The organism is Streptomyces vietnamensis, assembly GCF_000830005.1.
GTDB classification, from domain to species: Bacteria; Actinomycetota; Actinomycetes; order Streptomycetales; family Streptomycetaceae; genus Streptomyces; species Streptomyces vietnamensis.
On sequence record NZ_CP010407.1, the window covers coordinates 4701370 to 4717284 of the forward strand.

Annotated in this window: 12 protein-coding genes; 11 read left to right on the plus strand and 1 reads right to left on the minus strand. The window is 70.5% G+C overall.

The genetic code is table 11. The features are described 5' to 3' along the window. Nucleotides 1-23: 23 nt before the first annotated feature. The 11 genes from SVTN_RS21105 to SVTN_RS21155 all read left to right on the plus strand — a co-directional run bounded on the left by SVTN_RS21105 (nt 24) and on the right by SVTN_RS21155 (nt 15050). Entirely contained in the window at nt 24-917 is an 894-nt protein-coding gene (locus tag SVTN_RS21105) for a diiron oxygenase (RefSeq protein ID WP_041130502.1), read from the plus strand. A 31-nt stretch (nt 918-948) separates the two neighbouring features. Beyond that, nucleotides 949-1821, plus strand: a complete 873-nt coding sequence (locus tag SVTN_RS21110) for a class-II aminoacyl-tRNA synthetase family protein (protein WP_041130503.1) — start codon at nt 949-951, stop codon at nt 1819-1821. 1 nt (nt 1822) lies between these two features. After that, nucleotides 1823-2266 carry a holo-ACP synthase gene (gene acpS / locus SVTN_RS21115; protein WP_052499230.1) on the plus strand — a complete coding sequence of 148 codons (444 nt, stop codon included), beginning with the start codon at nt 1823-1825 and terminating at the stop codon, nt 2264-2266. 14 nt (nt 2267-2280) lie between these two features. Then, nucleotides 2281-2535, plus strand: coding sequence for an acyl carrier protein (locus SVTN_RS21120; RefSeq protein ID WP_041130504.1), 255 nt, complete (start codon nt 2281-2283; stop codon nt 2533-2535). Then, nucleotides 2532-3740 carry a methionine adenosyltransferase gene (gene metK, locus SVTN_RS21125; protein ID WP_041130505.1) on the plus strand — a complete coding sequence of 403 codons (1209 nt, stop codon included), beginning with the start codon at nt 2532-2534 and terminating at the stop codon, nt 3738-3740. Before SVTN_RS21120 ends, metK begins: the two co-directional genes overlap by 4 nt. Nucleotides 3741-3745: 5 nt before the next feature. Further along, nucleotides 3746-4729 carry a carbohydrate kinase family protein gene (locus SVTN_RS21130; RefSeq protein WP_041130506.1) on the plus strand — a complete coding sequence of 328 codons (984 nt, stop codon included), beginning with the start codon at nt 3746-3748 and terminating at the stop codon, nt 4727-4729. Next, on the plus strand, nt 4726-8193 hold the full coding sequence (metH, locus tag SVTN_RS21135; protein WP_041130507.1) for a methionine synthase: 3468 nt from the start codon (nt 4726-4728) through the stop codon (nt 8191-8193). Before SVTN_RS21130 ends, metH begins: the two co-directional genes overlap by 4 nt. After that, entirely contained in the window at nt 8190-9053 is an 864-nt protein-coding gene (gene metF / locus SVTN_RS21140) for a methylenetetrahydrofolate reductase [NAD(P)H] (RefSeq protein WP_041130508.1), read from the plus strand. The genes metH and metF overlap by 4 nt, the downstream gene beginning before the upstream one ends. Further along, nucleotides 9046-10440, plus strand: coding sequence for an adenosylhomocysteinase (ahcY, locus tag SVTN_RS21145; protein WP_041130509.1), 1395 nt, complete (start codon nt 9046-9048; stop codon nt 10438-10440). The genes metF and ahcY overlap by 8 nt, the downstream gene beginning before the upstream one ends. A gap of 6 nt (nt 10441-10446) precedes the next feature. Beyond that, a complete protein-coding gene (locus SVTN_RS21150; protein WP_041130510.1) occupies nt 10447-11112 on the plus strand; it encodes a maleylpyruvate isomerase family mycothiol-dependent enzyme in 666 nt (221 codons plus the stop codon). A 218-nt stretch (nt 11113-11330) separates the two neighbouring features. Beyond that, nucleotides 11331-15050: an amino acid adenylation domain-containing protein gene (locus SVTN_RS21155; protein ID WP_041130511.1), complete on the plus strand. Its 3720-nt coding sequence runs from the start codon at nt 11331-11333 to the stop codon at nt 15048-15050. Here the strand turns inward: SVTN_RS21155 and SVTN_RS21160 are convergent. Further along, the gene (locus SVTN_RS21160; RefSeq protein ID WP_041130512.1) at nt 15019-15780 is read right to left on the minus strand and encodes a GbsR/MarR family transcriptional regulator; all 762 of its coding nucleotides are present in this window, start codon (nt 15778-15780) and stop codon (nt 15019-15021) included. The genes SVTN_RS21155 and SVTN_RS21160 overlap by 32 nt on opposite strands. Between the last annotated feature and the right edge of the window lie 135 nt (nt 15781-15915).

Below are 15915 nucleotides of genomic sequence, written 5' to 3' on the forward strand. Positions count from 1 at the left end.
CCCACGTCGCGAGGAGCGAGACCATGGGCGTGACCGCCCCCCTGCCCGTCACCGACCGCTTCATGGAGGTCCTGAGCCGCCTCAGCGAGCGTTCGGTCGAGGACTACTACAACCCGTACCAGACCTTCCGGTGGCCCGAGACGCTGGAGGAGAACCGCTTCTGGATGACGCCGGAGCTGCTCACCGTCTACGGCACCGAGCACTACGACACCCTCGGTGAGGAAACGCTTCAGTGCCTGTCGAAGTGGGAGTCGATCAACTTCTACAGCCTCAACGTGCACGGCATCCGCGAGCTCCTCATCGAGGTCGTCGGCCGCATCCACATGCCCGGCTTCGAAGTCCCCTCGGACTTCTTCCACCACTTCATCGGCGAGGAGAACGAACACATGTGGTTCTTCTCCGAGTTCTGCCGGCGCTACGGCCACAAGATCTACGGCTCCACCGCCATGCGCGCCGACGCCGCCTGGGAGCCGGAGGTCGAGAACTTCCTCGTCTTCACCCGCATCCTCTTCTTCGAGGAGCTCGTCGACCACTACAACTCCCGGATGGCGAAGGACGATTCCCTCTGCCACACCATCCGCGAGGTCAACCGCATCCACCACCAGGACGAGTCCCGCCACATCGCCTTCGGGCGCGAGCTGGTCTCCCTCCTCCACCAGCGGATGTGCCAGGCCGTGAGCGCCGAGCGGGTCCGCGAGGTCGAGGCGTACCTCAAGCGGTACGTCGTCTACAGCATCAACTCCCTCTACAACCCGCACGTGTACAAGGACGCCGGCATCGCCGACCCGCTCGGCCTGCGCAACGCGCTGATCGCCGACGAGTCCCGGCGCGCCCACGAGCGCAAGGCGGTCCGCAAGCCGCTCGCCTTCTTCCTGAAGACCGGGATCTTCTCGGACGACACCCTGCCCGTCCTCTGAGAGACGCCCTCACCCGAGAGGTGCACCGATCATGACCACGACCACCCCCGAGCAGAACGTCGGGGCGACCACGGGACTGCCCACGCTCGGCCCGGAGGGGACCCGCCTGCTGCGGCTCCTCGACGACACCTTCGAGGGCTGGGGGGTGGCCGCGGGCGCCCGCCCCATGACCATGCCCCCGCTCCTCCCGGCCGCCGACCTGGCCAAGCTCGACTACTACGACAACTTCCCCCACCAGGCCGTCGTCGCCGCCCCGCTCGACCTGGAGCGCCGCGCGACCACGCCCTTCGACACCACCGCCGGCCGCTTCCCGAGCGACGCACTCGAACCCGCCGCGCTCGGCCTGCCCTCGGCCTCCTGCTACGCCGTCTACCTCACCCACCAGGGCACCCGGGTCGCCGACGACACCCTCGTCACGATCTGCTCCTGGTGCTTCCGCAAGGAGACGCACTACGAGGGCATGCGGCGCCAGCTCGGCTTCCGCATGCGGGAGGTCGTCGCCATCGGCACCCGCGAGCACGCCGAGAACCACCTCGCCGAGTTCACCACCCGCATCCAGTCCTTCGCGAAGGCCCTCGACCTGCCGCTGCGCAGGGAGGCCGCCTGCGACCCCTTCTTCGACAAGGGCAGCTCCAAGGCCGTCCTCCAGCGGCTCACCCCGGTGAAGTACGAGTTCCTGTACGAGGACCTGGCGATCGCCTCGGTCAACACGCACCGGAACTTCTTCGGCGAGCGCTGCGACATCACCCTGGCCTCGACCGGCGGACCGGCCTTCACCAGCTGTGTCGCCTTCGGCCTGGAGCGCTGGCTGTCGGCGCTGACCCGCCGCCACGGCAGCTGGGAGTCCGCCGAGCGGGCCGTCCTCGAAGCCGGTGCGAGCGGCGCGGCCGGGCCGGTGATCTGACGTGCCGGCCCGTCCCGCCGCCCCGCCGGCGGGCGGCCTGGGGTGGGCGAACCTCGGCATGGACATCGTGTCCGTCAACCGTGTCCGCAGGCTCCTCGCCCAGTACGGGGAGCGGTTCTTCGAGCGGATGCTCACCCCCGGCGAGCTCGCCGACTGCCGCACCTCCTCCGGGCTCGACGTCCTGAGCCTGTGCGGGCGGATCGCGGCGAAGGAAGCGGCGTTCAAGACCTTACGGGTCCGCGGCAGGTTCCTGCCCTGGCCGGACATCGTCGTGCGGCGCTCCGAGGGCGGCTGGCCGCTCGTGGAACTGCACGGGCCCGCGGCCGAGATGGCCGCCGAGTCCGGGATCACCGAGATCACCGTGTCCATCAGCCACGACGTGGACTACGCGGTCGCGGTCGCCGCCCCGATCATCGCCCCCACCCCTTCCTCATCGAACAGCTGACAAGGAGAACAACCATGGCCGACGGCCTGCAGACGGTGAAGAACTGGATCCTCGAGCGTCACCCCGAGCGCGACGACATCGCCGCCGACCTCGACCTGATCGAGAACCGGCTCATCGACTCGCTGTCCTTCGTCGAGTTCGTCTTCCTCCTGGAGCAGGAGAGCGGCACCGCCATCCAGATGGAGACCCTGGAGGTCGACTCCATCCGCACCCTCGGCGCCATCGAGCAGCACTTCTTCACGGCCAAGGTGGAGGTGGGCCAGGCATGAGCCGTCGCCTGTTCACCTCGGAGTCCGTGACCGAGGGACATCCCGACAAGATCGCCGACCGGATCAGCGACACCATCCTCGACGCGCTCCTCGCCGAGGACCCCCACTCCCGGGTCGCCGTGGAGACCCTGATCACCACCGGTCAGGTCCACATCGCCGGCGAGGTCACCACCTCCGCGTACGCGCCGATAGCCCAGCTGGTGCGCGACGCCGTCCTCGACATCGGCTACGACTCCTCCGCGAAGGGCTTCGACGGCGCCTCCTGCGGCGTGTCGGTGTCCATCGGCGCGCAGTCGCCGGACATCGCGCAGGGCGTCGACACCGCCCACGAGGCGCGCGTCGAGGGCGTGGACGACGAGCTGGCGGCCCAGGGCGCCGGCGACCAGGGCCTGATGTTCGGCTACGCCTGCGACGACACGGCCGAACTGATGCCGCTGCCGATCGCGCTCGCCCACCGGCTCTCCCGCCGCCTCACCGAGGTCCGCAAGGACGGCACCGTGCCGTACCTGCGTCCGGACGGCAAGACGCAGGTGACCATCGAGTACGACGGGGACCGCCCGGTCCGCCTCGACACGGTCGTCGTCTCCTCGCAGCACGCCGCCGACATCTCGGTGGAGGGCCTGCTCACCCCGGACGTCCGCGAGTACGTCGTCGAGCACGTCCTCAAGCAGCTCGTCGAGGAGGGCGTCAGCCTGGAGTCCGACGGCTACCGCCTGCTCGTGAACCCGACCGGCCGCTTCGAGGTCGGCGGCCCGATGGGCGACGCGGGCCTGACCGGCCGGAAGATCATCATCGACACGTACGGTGGGATGGCCCGGCACGGCGGCGGCGCGTTCTCCGGCAAGGACCCGTCGAAGGTGGACCGCTCGGCGGCGTACGCGATGCGCTGGGTCGCGAAGAACGTCGTCGCGGCCGGTCTCGCCAAGCGCTGCGAGGTGCAGGTCGCGTACGCGATCGGCAAGGCGGAGCCCGTCGGCCTCTTCGTCGAGACCTTCGGCACGGGCACGCTCCCGGACGAGAAGATCCAGGAGGCCGTGAGCGAGGTCTTCGACCTGCGCCCGGCGGCGATCATCCGCGACCTGGACCTCAAGCGGCCCATCTACGCGGCGACGGCGGCGTACGGCCACTTCGGCCGCGAACTCCCCGAGTTCACCTGGGAGCGCACCGACCGCGTGGAGCGGTTGAAGAAGGCAGCGGGGGTCTGAGGGAGATGCGCATCGCTGTCACGGGATCCATCGCGACCGACCATCTGATGACCTTCCCCGGCTGGTTCAGCGAGCAGCTGCTCGCCGACCGGCTCGACCGGGTCTCCCTGTCGTTCCTCGCCGACAACCTGGAGGTCAGGCGCGGCGGAGTGGCAGCGAACATCGCCTTCGGACTCGGCGTCCTCGGCCTGCGGCCGGCCCTCGTGGGCGCGGTCGGCGCGGACTTCGAGCCGTACCGGGTCTGGCTGAAGGACCACGGCGTGGACACCGACTCGGTGCGCGTCAGCGAGTCGCTCCACACCGCCCGCTTCGTCTGTACCACCGACCGGGCCCAGAACCAGATCGCCACCTTCTACGCCGGGGCGATGGCCGAGGCGCGCGAGATCGACCTCCGCGAGGTCGTCGCCCGCACCGGCCGCCTGGAACTGGTCCTGGTCTCCCCGGACGACCCCGAGGCCATGCTCCGGCACACCCGCACCTGCCGTGACCTGGGGATCCCCTTCGCCGCCGATCCGTCGCAGCAGCTGGCGCGGCTCGACGGGGAGCAGGTGCGGGAGCTGGTGGACGGGGCCCGGTTCCTGTTCACCAACGAGTACGAGACGGCCCTCCTCCTGGAGAAGACCGGCTGGCCGGAGGCGGAGGTGCTGAGCCGGGTCGGCACCTGGGTCACCACCCACGGCGAGGCCGGCGTCCGCATCCGCGGCGAGGGCCGGGATCCGTCGGCGGTTCCGGCCGTGGAGGTCCCGGCGGTCGTCGACCCGACCGGCGTCGGCGACGCCTTCCGGGCCGGGTTCCTCGCGGGGACGCTGTGGGGCGTGCCGGAGCGGTGCGCGGCACAGCTGGGCTGCGCGGTCGCGGCGACCGTCCTCGACTACGTGGGGACGCAGGAGTACCGGCTGCACCGGGACTCCCTCCTCGACCGGATCAGGACGACGTACGGGGTGGGCTGCACGGCCACCCTGGTCACCCATCTGAGGGGGCTGTCATGAGCGAAGCCCGGCGGTCGCTCAGGGAGGAGTTCGCGACGCGGGTCGTCGTCGCCGACGGGGCGATGGGCACCATGCTCCAGGCCGCCGACCCGACGATGGACGACTTCACCGGCCTCGAAGGCTGCAACGAGATCCTCAACCTCACCCGCCCCGACGTCGTCGCCTCCGTCCACGACGCCTACTTCTCGGTCGGCGTGGACTGCGTCGAGACCAACACCTTCGGGGCGAACCTGGCCGCGCTCGCCGAGTACGGCATCGAGAACCGGGTGTACGAACTGTCCGAGGCGGGCGCCCGGATCGCCCGGGGGGTCGCCGACGCCCACACGGCCGTCGACGGCCGCCCCCGCTGGGTCCTCGGCTCCATGGGACCCGGTACGAAACTGCCGACCCTGGGCCACGTCACGTACGAGCCCCTCCGCGAGGCCTTCCAGCAGAACGCCGAGGGCCTGATCCGCGGCGGCGCCGACGCCCTGCTCATCGAGACCTCGCAGGACCTGCTCCAGACGAAGGCGGCCGTCATCGGCGCCCGCCGGGCCCTGGACTGGGTCGGCGTGGACCTGCCGGTCATCGTGCAGGTCACGGTGGAGACGACCGGCACGATGCTGCTCGGCTCCGAGATCGGGGCGGCGCTGACGGCCCTGGAGCCGCTCGGCATCGACATGATCGGCCTGAACTGTGCCACGGGCCCGGTGGAGATGGCCGAGCACCTCCGCCACCTGTCGCGGCACGCCCGCATCCCGATCTCGGTCATGCCGAACGCGGGCCTGCCGGTGCTGACCTCGGACGGCGCCCACTACCCGCTGTCGCCGTCCGAACTGGCCGACGCCCAGGAGCAGTTCGTACGGGAGTACGGGCCGGCGCTGGTCGGCGGCTGCTGCGGTACGACTCCGGAGCACCTGCGGGAGATCGTGGAGCGGGTGCGGGGCGCGGCCGTACTCGACCGGCAGCCGGTCGCGGAGCCCGGCGCCTCGTCCCTGTACAGCCACGTCCCGTTCCGGCAGGACACCTCGTACCTGGCGATCGGCGAGCGGACCAACGCCAACGGCTCGAAGAAGTTCCGCGAGGCCATGCTCGAGGGCCGCTGGGACGACTGCGTGGAGATGGCCCGCGACCAGATCCGCGAGGGCGCGCACATGCTCGACCTGTGCGTGGACTACGTGGGCCGCGACGGCGTCGCGGACATGGCGGAGCTGGCGGGCCGTTTCGCGACGGCGTCGACGCTGCCGATCGTGCTCGACTCCACCGAGGTGGGGGTGCTGCGGGCCGGCCTGGAGAAGCTCGGCGGCCGGGCGGTCGTCAACTCGGTCAACTACGAGGACGGCGACGGGCCCGAGTCGCGGTTCGCGCAGGTCACGGCCCTCGCGAAGGAGCACGGCGCGGCGCTGATGGCGCTGACGATCGACGAGGAGGGGCAGGCGCGGACGGCCGAGCAGAAGGTCGCGATCGCCGAGCGGCTCATCGCCGACCTCACGGGGAAGTGGGGGATCAGGGAGTCCGACATCCTGATCGACACCCTCACGTTCACGATCTGCACGGGCCAGGAGGAGTCGCGGGGCGACGGCATCGCGACGATCGAGGCGATCCGCGAACTGAAGCGCCGCCACCCGGACGTGCAGACCACGCTGGGCCTGTCGAACATCTCCTTCGGTCTCAACCCGGCGGCGCGGATCGTCCTCAACTCCGTCTTCCTGGACGAGTGCGTGAAGGCGGGCCTGGACTCGGCGATCGTGCACGCCTCGAAGATCCTGCCGATCGCGCGCCTGGAGCCGGAGCAGGTGGAGGTGGCGCTCGACCTGATCCACGACCGGCGGCGGGAGGGCTACGACCCGCTGCAGCGGCTGCTTGAGCTGTTCGAGGGGGCGACGGCGAAGTCCCTGAAGGCGGGGAAGGCCGAGGAGCTGCTCGCGCTGCCGCTGGAGGAGCGTCTGAAGCGGCGGATCGTCGACGGCGAGAAGAACGGCCTGGAGGCCGACCTCGATGCGGCACTGTCGGAGCGGCCGGCGCTGGAGATCGTCAACGACGTGCTGTTGGACGGCATGAAGACGGTCGGTGAGCTGTTCGGCTCCGGCCAGATGCAGCTGCCGTTTGTGCTCCAGTCCGCCGAGGTGATGAAGACGGCGGTGGCCTATCTGGAGCCGCACATGGAGAAGTCGGATGCCGAGGGCAAGGGGACGATCGTCCTGGCGACGGTCCGTGGCGATGTCCACGACATCGGCAAGAACCTCGTGGACATCATCCTGTCCAACAACGGCTACAACGTCGTCAACATCGGCATCAAGCAGCCGGTCTCCGCGATCCTGGAGGCCGCCGAGGAACACAACGCCGACGTCATCGGCATGTCCGGCCTGCTGGTGAAGTCCACCGTGATCATGAAGGAGAACCTGGAGGAGCTGAACGGCCGCGGGTTGGCCGCGAAGTACCCGGTGATCCTGGGTGGGGCGGCCCTGACCAGGGCGTACGTCGAGCAGGACCTGCACGAGCTGTACCAGGGCGAGGTCCGCTACGCCCGCGACGCCTTCGAGGGCCTGCGGCTCATGGACGCGCTGATGGGCGTGAAGCGGGGCGTCCCCGGGGCCGTACTCCCGGAGCTGAAGCAGCGCAGGGTGCCCAAGCAGCCGGTGGTGCTTCCGGAGGTCCGGGAGCCCGAGCCGGCCGGCCGCTCCGACGTGGCCGCCGACAACCCCGTACCCGAGCCCCCCTTCCTCGGAACCAAGGTCGTCACCGGCATCCCGCTCGCCGAATACGCCCCCTGGCTCGACGAGACCGCCCTCTTCAAGGGCCAGTGGGGTCTCAAGGACAACGGGACCATCGACTCGGAAGGCCGACCGCGCCTGCGGGCGCTGCTCGACCGGATCGAGCGGGAGGGCCTGGTCGAAGCGGCCGTCGTGTACGGCTGGTTCCCCTGTGTGTCCAAGGGCGACGACCTGATCGTCCTGGACGAGGACGGAGGCGAGCGGACCCGCTTCTCCTTCCCCCGCCAGCAGCGGGGCCGCCGCCTCTGCCTGGCCGACTTCCACCGTGCCGAGGACTCCGGCGAGGTGGACGTGGTCGCCCTCCAGGTCGTCACCGTCGGATCGCGGATCGGGGAGGAGACGGCCCGGCTCTTCGCCGCCGACGCCTACCGCGACTACCTCGAACTGCACGGTCTGTCCGTGCAGTTGGCGGAGGCGCTCGCCGAGTACTGGCACGCCCGGGTGCGGGAGGAGTGGGGCATCGGCGCCGCCGACCCCGCCGGCCTGGAGGGCATGCTGCGCACCGAGTACCAGGGCTGCCGCTACTCCCTCGGCTATCCGGCCTGCCCGGACCTGGAGGACCGGGCGAAGATCGCCGAGCTGCTCCGCCCGGAGCGGATCGGGGTCGAGCTGTCGGAGGAGTACCAGCTCCATCCCGAGCAGTCGACGGACGCGATCGTGGTCCACCACCCGGAGGCGAGCTACTTCAACGCGGGAGGCCGACGGCTGTGACCCCCACCTTCTCCTTCGAGTTCTTCCCGCCGAAGAGCGACAAGGGCGAGCAGACCCTGTGGGACGCGATCCGGCGCGTGGAGGCGTTGAAGCCGGACTTCGTGTCGGTGACGTACGGGGCGGGCGGCTCGTCCCGCGACCGGACGATCGAGGTCACGAAGCGGATCGTGACGGAGACGACGATGCGGCCCGTCGCCCATCTGACGGCCGTCGGGCACTCGGCCGCCGAGCTGCGGGCCATCATCGGCGCGTACGCGGACGCCGGCGTACGGGACGTGCTCGTGCTGCGCGGCGACCCGCCGGGCGATCCGCGGGGGGAGTGGACCCCGCACCCGGACGGATTCCGTCACGCGTACGAACTCGTCGAACTGGTCCGGTCGCTGGGCGAGTTCAGGATCGGGGTGGCGGCCTTCCCGGAGGGCCACCCGAGGTCCGTCGACGCCAGGAGCGATCTGGCGCACTTCGTCGCGAAGTGCCGGGCGGGTGCGGACTACGCCATCACGCAGATGTTCTTCGACCCCGAGGACTACCTGCGGCTGCGGGACCGGGTCGCCGCCGCCGGCTGCGACACCCCGATCATCCCGGAGATCATGCCCGCCACCGACGTACGCCAGATCCGGCGCTTCGCCGAGCTGAGCGACGCGGCCTTCCCCGAGGACCTGGCGCACCGCCTGGAGGCGGCGAAGGACGACCCGGCGGCCTCGTACCGCATCGGGGTCGAGCACGCGACGCGGATGGGCCTGCGGCTGCTCGACGAGGGCGCGCCGGGCCTGCACTACATCACGCTCAACAAGTCGACGGCGGCCCTGGAAATCCACCGAACCATCATGAGTGCAAGGAGAGTTGCAGCGCATGTCTGACTTCACCGATTACAAGGTCGCCGACATCTCGCTGGCCGCCTTCGGCCGGAAGGAGATCACGCTGGCCGAGCACGAGATGCCCGGCCTGATGGCGATCCGCCGCGAGTACGCCCAGACCCGGCCGCTGGCCGGGGCCCGGATCACCGGCTCCCTGCACATGACCGTGCAGACGGCCGTCCTCATCGAGACCCTCGTCGCCCTCGGCGCCCAGGTGCGCTGGGTGTCGTGCAACATCTACTCCACCCAGGACCACGCGGCCGCCGCGATCGCCGCCGCCGGGATCCCGGTCTTCGCCTGGAAGGGCGAGACCCTGGAGGAGTACTGGTGGTGCACCGAGCAGGCCCTGACCTGGCCCGGCGCCGAGGGCCCCAACATGATCCTGGACGACGGCGGGGACGCGACCCTCCTGGTCCACAAGGGGGTGGAGTACCAGAAGACCGGCGTGCTGCCGGAGGCCTCCAACGAGGAGCTCGCGGTCGTCCGCGCCCTGCTTGAGTCCACCACCCTGGACTGGGCGGCGATCGCGGCCGGCATCCGGGGCGTGACGGAGGAGACCACCACGGGCGTGCACCGGCTGTACGAGATGCACCGCGAGGGCGCCCTGCTCTTCCCGGCGATCAACGTGAACGACGCGGTGACGAAGTCGAAGTTCGACAACAAGTACGGCTGCCGCCACTCCCTGATCGACGGCATCAACCGCGCCACCGACGTCCTCATCGGCGGCAAGACGGCCGTCGTGTGCGGCTACGGGGACGTCGGCAAGGGCTCGGCGGAGTCGCTGCGCGGCCAGGGCGCCCGGGTGATCGTCACGGAGATCGACCCGATCTGTGCGCTGCAGGCGGCGATGGACGGCTACCAGGTCGCCACCCTGGAGGACGTGGTGGAGACGGCCGACATCTTCATCACCACCACCGGCAACAAGGACATCATCATGGCGTCCGACATCGCCCGGATGAAGCACCAGGCCATCGTCGGCAACATCGGTCACTTCGACAACGAGATCGACATGGCGGGTCTGGCGCAGATCCCGGGGATCGTGAAGGACGAGGTGAAGCCGCAGGTCCATACCTGGACGTTCCCCGACGGCAAGGTCGTCATCGTGCTCTCCGAGGGCCGGCTGCTGAACCTGGGCAACGCGACCGGGCATCCCTCGTTCGTGATGTCGAACTCGTTCGCGGACCAGACGCTGGCGCAGATCGAGCTGTTCACGAAGACGGCGGAGTATCCGGTGGGGGTGTACACGCTGCCCAAGCAGCTGGACGAGAAGGTGGCGCGGCTGCACCTGGACGCGCTGGGCGTGAAGCTGACGACGCTGCGTCCGGAGCAGGCGTCGTACATCGGGGTCCCGGTGGAGGGACCGTACAAGCCGGACCACTACCGCTACTGAGGCCGCATGTGTACCGACGACACCCGTGATCCGTGGCTCCCGGACAGACTCCTCCGTACGGAACGGGACCTGCTGATGCCGCTCCTCCGGCGCACACCGGAGGCGGCGTACGAGCTCCGCACCGCGTGTCCCGGCTGGACCGCACGGCAGGTCCTCGCCCACTGCGGGGCGGCGCTCGTCCGGATCGTCGAGGACCGCCTGGAGGAAGGAGTCTTCCTGCCGGAGGCCAACGCGTGTGACGTGGCGGAACGCGAGGACTGGCCGGTGGGCCGGATCCTCGACGAACTGGAACGAGGCCTGACGGAGGCGGGGCCGGTCATCGCGGCGCGCGAGGACGGCCGGCTCGACGCGGTCGCCCTGGGGGAGTGGGTCCACGCCGGAGACGTACGGGAGGCCTTCGGCGAGCCCGGCGCGTACTGCGGCGCGGCCCTCGACCTGGCGCTCCCGCTGTTGTCGGTGACGAGCCGGCGCCGGGAGACGCCGCGCCTGGTCGGCGTCCTCGCGGACCGGAAGAGGGAGGTGGCCCTCGGCAACGAGATCGAGGGCCGGCCGGCAGCCCGCTTCCACGGCGACGCGGCCACCTTGATCCGCATCTATTCGGGACGCCCGCTGGTCAGGACGCGTTACGAACTGACGGGCGCCACGGAGCAGGAACTTCTCATCTACCGCTAGGTCGGGCCGGGTCGGGCCGGGCCGGGTCGGGCCGGGGAGGGGCACCGCATCTCTGCCCCTCTCCTTTCCGCTCCTCTCCTCCTGCCCCCGCATTTCTCGCGCATTTCTAGGGGTGGGCACGGGTCGGCACGCGCCGGCTCCCCGGGATAGGAACGGGTGAACCCACCCCCGCCCATCCCGTCGCCCCCACCGCGGGCCCGCAGATCGAAGGGACCCTCATGCCCACGCTCGACCGGCACCTCCGCGCCCAGGCCGCACGACGACCCGACGACATCGCCGTCGTCCTGGCCGATGAGACCCTGAGTTTCGGGGAGCTCCACGAGGGCGCCGCCGTCCTCGCCGGGTACCTCCGCACCCTCGGTGTCACCGCCGACCAGCGGGTCGGCGTCCACGTCGAACCGTCACTCGAACTGATGATCGGCACATGGGGTGTCGTGCTCTCCGGCGGCGCCTACGTCCCGCTCTCCCCGGAGTACCCGGAGGAGCGGCTGCGCTACATGATCGAGGACAGCGGCGCCCGGATCGTGTTCACCCAGGAACAGTTCCGCGCCCGCGTGACCGAGTTGGCCCCGCCCGGCACGACCGTCGTCACCCTCGAGGACGCCGCCCGGCACGCCCGGTGCCCCGCCGGTGACGAACGGCCCGTCGCCGATGCCGGGTTGGACCCGGACCGGCTCGCGTACGTCATCTACACCTCGGGCTCCACCGGCAAGCCCAAGGGCGTGATGGTCGAGCACCGTTCGATCGTCTCCCAGATGGAGTGGATGGCCGCCGAGCACCGGCTCGGCCCCGGCGAGACCGTCGTCCAGAAGACCCCGATGAGCTTCGACGCCGCCCAGTGGGAGATCCTCGCCCCGGCCGTCGGCGCCCGCGTCGCCATGGGCCCGCCCGGCGTCTATCGCGACCCCGAGGGTCTGATCGACACCGTGCGGCGGCACGGCGCCACCATGCTCCAGGGCGTGCCGACCCTCCTCCAGGCCCTCGTCGACACCGAGCGACTCGGCACCTGCACCAGCCTGCGCCGCGTGTACTCGGGCGGCGAGATCCTCTCCCGCAACCTCGCCGTACAACTGCTCGCCGAGCTCCCGGCCGCCGATCTGATCAACCTCTACGGCCCCACCGAGTGCACCATCAACGCCTCCTCCCACACGGTGGACCGCGCGACGGTCGCCGACGGCCCGGCCGCGATACCGATCGGCAGACCGGCGTACGACACGACCTTCCACATACGCGACGGCGAGCTGTGCATCGGCGGGGTCCAGGTGGCGCGGGGGTACCTGGACCGTCCCGAGCTCACCGCCGAGCGGTTCATCACGAGCGAGACCGGCGAGCGGCTGTACCGCACCGGAGACCTGGCCCACCTCAACGACGACGGCACCGTCCAGTTCGCCGGCCGCGCCGACAACCAGATCAAGCTGCGCGGCTTCCGCGTCGAGCTGGACGAGATCGCGCTCGCCATCGAGGACCACGACTGGGTCAAGAACGCGGCGGTCATCGTCAAGGACGAGCCCCGCACCGGCTTCCAGAACCTCGTCGCCTGCGTGGAGCTGTCGCCGAAGGAGGCGGCCCTGATGGACCAGGGCAACCACGGCGCCCACCACCAGTCCAAGGAGTCGAAGCTCCAGGTCAAGGCCCAGCTGTCGAACGCCGGCACCCGCGGGGACGCCGAGCTGGCGGGCTGCCCGGTGGTCCAGCTGCCGGGCGGGACGCCGACGGAGCGGATGCGCCGTACGGTCTTCGCCCGCAAGACGTACCGCTTCTACGAGGGCGGCGAGGTCACCCGCGCCGACGTCCTCGCGACCCTGGCCCGCCGCCCCGAGGGCATCGGCTCCCGCCAGGTCGGCAGCCTCACCTCGGCCGACCTCGGTGAAATCCTGCGCTGGTTCGGGCAGTTCACGAGCGAAGAGCGGCTCCTCCCGAAGTACGGCTACGCCTCACCGGGCGCGCTGTACGCGACGCAGCTGTACGTGGAGGCGCGCGGGATCGCGGGCCTGGAGCCGGGCACGTACTACTACCACCCGGTCCGCCACCGCCTGTACCTGACCGACCCGCTGCCGGAGGACGGCGGACCGTCCCTCCGCCTCCGCTTCCGGGGCAAGCGGGAGGCCATCGAGCCCGTCTACAAGAACAACATCCAGGAAGTCCTGGAGATCGAGACCGGCCACATGCTCGGCCTCTTCGAGGAGATCCTGCCCGGCTACGGCCTCGACGTCCGCGCGTGCGCCGACGGCGCGTGGGAGGTCGTCCCGTACGACGAGGAGACGCGCACAGACCTGGAGGCCCCGGAGGTGGACGTCTACGTCCAGGCCCACGGCGACCGCGTCCGGGACCTCCCGGAAGGCCAGTACGTCTATACCGGCCGGGGCGCCCTGACCCCCGTCTCCCCCTCCCTCGTCGAGAAGAAGCACGTCATCGCCATCAACCAGGCGGTGTACGAGCGGGCCTCGCTCGGCGTCACCGTCGTCAGCCGGACGGCGGCTACGGAGCGCGCGTACGTCGACCTCGGGCGGACCCTCCAGCGGCTCCAACTCGGCGGCCACGGACTCGGGTTCATGTCCTCCGGCTACAGCTCCAAGTCCGGCCACCCCCTTCCCGCCGCCCGCCGCGTGGACGAGATCCTGGCGGCGGCGGGACGGGCGACCGGCCCCTCGTACTTCTTCGTCGGCGGCCGGGTGAGCGAGGAGCAGCGGCTGAGCGAGGGGATGTACGAGGACACGGTCCACATGAAGGGCCCGGCGGAGATGATCCGGGACGACCTCGTGCACCACCTGCCGGACTACATGATCCCGAACCGGGTCGTGGTCCTGGACCGGCTGCCCCTGTCGGCGAACGGCAAGGTGGACGCGAAGGCGCTCGCCGACCTCGCCGTGGTCAACGCGGGCCTGCACGGCCGCCCGCACGTCCTGCCCCGTACCCGTACGGAGAGCAGGCTCGCGGAGGTCTGGGCGGCGGCGCTCAAGTACGAGGAGGTCGAGGCGGTCTCCGTCCTGGACGACTTCTTCGAGTCCGGCGGCAACTCGCTGATCGCGGTCGCGCTGGTGACCAGGATCAACCGCGAGTTCGGGGCTTCGCTCCCGCTCCAGGTCCTCTTCGAGCGCCCGACGATCGAGAAGCTCGCCCACCGGCTGGACGGCGCCGCGGCCACCCCCGCGTCCCGTCTCGTACGGCTCCACGCGGCCGGCGCGCAGTCGCCGGTGTACTGCTGGCCGGGGCTCGGCGGGTACACGATGAACCTGCGGCACCTGGCCGAGGAGGTCGGCATCGACCGGCCCTTCTACGGGGTGCAGGCGCACGGCATCAACCGGGGCGAGGAGCCGTACGCGACCATCCGCGAGATGGCCGCCGCCGACGTGGCCGCGATCCGCCGCCGCCAGCCCACCGGCCCGTACACGCTGTGGGGCTACTCCTTCGGCGCCCGCGTCGCCTTCGAGTCGGCACACCTGCTCGAGGCGGCGGGGGAGCAGGTGGAGCACCTCTTCCTGATCGCGCCGGGCTCCCCGAAGGTCCGGTCGTCGGAGGCGGGGCGGGGGACGGGCGGGGCGACGTACGACAACCCGGCGTTCGTGACGATCCTGTACTCGGTCTTCGCGGGAGCGATCGACGCGAACGTGACGGCGGGGGACCGGGAGGGCTTCGTGGCGTACGTCGCGGAGAACTTCCCGGCCCTGGACCCGGACCTGATCTCCCGGATCGTCGCGATCGTCGAGGAGACCTTCGAGTTCACGTACACCTTCCGGGAGTTGACGGAGCGGCAGGTGAAGTGCCCGGTGACGCTCTTCAAGGCGGAAGGCGACGACTACTCCTTCCTCGAGCGGGCCACGGGCTGGTCCACCCGCCCGCCGACGGTCGTGGAACTGGACGCGGACCACTACAGCCTGCTGCGCCGGCCGGACCTGACGGAGCTGGTCAAGAAGATCCGCTACCGCCTGGGGCTGTAGCGTCGCCGTCCCCCGTGACCGGGGGCTTGGTGTGAAGGATGGCCCGGGCCTGTTCGGCGGCCCGGGCCGTGCTTTCGGAGACGAAGTCGAGGAAGCGGGCGACGTTCTCCAGGCGGTGGCCGGCCGGAGTGTCGGAGCCGAGGACGGTGACGCCCTGCCGCGCGGTCTCGACGATCTGCGCGATGGACCGGGCGGAGGCCGTCATCGCCTGGTACCAGACGTCGTCGTCGACGACGTAGCGCTCGCGGCGGCGGTCGTCGCGCTCCCGGCGGATGAGGTCCTGGCTGTCGAGGAACGCGACGGCCTTGGAGACGGACGCCGGGCTGACCTGGAGGCGCTCGGAGAGCTCGGACGCGGTGAGACTGCCCGTGTCCGCGAGCGTGAGGCTGGCCATGACGCGGGCCATCATCTTGGGCATGCCCGAGGCCATCATGACGGTCGTGAGCGTCTCCTCGTACGCGCGCACGGCCTCGGCGTCGCGCCCATGGGCCTGCGGGGCGGCGGAAGTCCCCTTGGGTGCGGCCGGCTTGCGGCGGTGGGCGCGGTGCTCGGTGGCGCGGTGGGCGAGGTCGGCGCGGTAGTTGGTGGGGCCGCCGTTGCGCATGACCTCGCGGGTGATGGTCGAGGTCGGGCGTTCGAGGCGGCGGGCGATCTCCGCGTACGCGAGGCCGTCGGCGAGCCCCAACGCGATCTGCTGACGTTCGGGCTGGGTGAGCCTGCCTCCGGGCATCGCGGTCTCCTTCTTCGTCCGTTCGTCCGTGATGGCGTCAGCATAGCGTTCACCGGCAATCCATTGCAACGGCATGAAGGGGTGTTGTTGCATTAGATTCAGAACCATTGCAATGAAATCCATCAACTGACCTGC

Bases quoted from the DNA above. Each gene is read 5' to 3' on its own strand.
- metH (WP_041130507.1), top strand. From the start codon at position 4,726: ATGAGCGAAGCCCGGCGGTCGCTCAGGGAGGAGTTCGCGACGCGGGTC.
- SVTN_RS21160 (WP_041130512.1), bottom strand. From the start codon at position 15,780: ATGCCCGGAGGCAGGCTCACCCAGCCCGAACGTCAGCAGATCGCGTTG.
- metK (WP_041130505.1), top strand. From the start codon at position 2,532: ATGAGCCGTCGCCTGTTCACCTCGGAGTCCGTGACCGAGGGACATCCC.
- SVTN_RS21110 (WP_041130503.1), top strand. From the start codon at position 949: ATGACCACGACCACCCCCGAGCAGAACGTCGGGGCGACCACGGGACTG.
- SVTN_RS21105 (WP_041130502.1), top strand. From the start codon at position 24: ATGGGCGTGACCGCCCCCCTGCCCGTCACCGACCGCTTCATGGAGGTC.
- SVTN_RS21155 (WP_041130511.1), top strand. From the start codon at position 11,331: ATGCCCACGCTCGACCGGCACCTCCGCGCCCAGGCCGCACGACGACCC.
- SVTN_RS21130 (WP_041130506.1), top strand. From the start codon at position 3,746: ATGCGCATCGCTGTCACGGGATCCATCGCGACCGACCATCTGATGACC.
- SVTN_RS21120 (WP_041130504.1), top strand. From the start codon at position 2,281: ATGGCCGACGGCCTGCAGACGGTGAAGAACTGGATCCTCGAGCGTCAC.
- SVTN_RS21150 (WP_041130510.1), top strand. From the start codon at position 10,447: ATGTGTACCGACGACACCCGTGATCCGTGGCTCCCGGACAGACTCCTC.
- ahcY (WP_041130509.1), top strand. From the start codon at position 9,046: ATGTCTGACTTCACCGATTACAAGGTCGCCGACATCTCGCTGGCCGCC.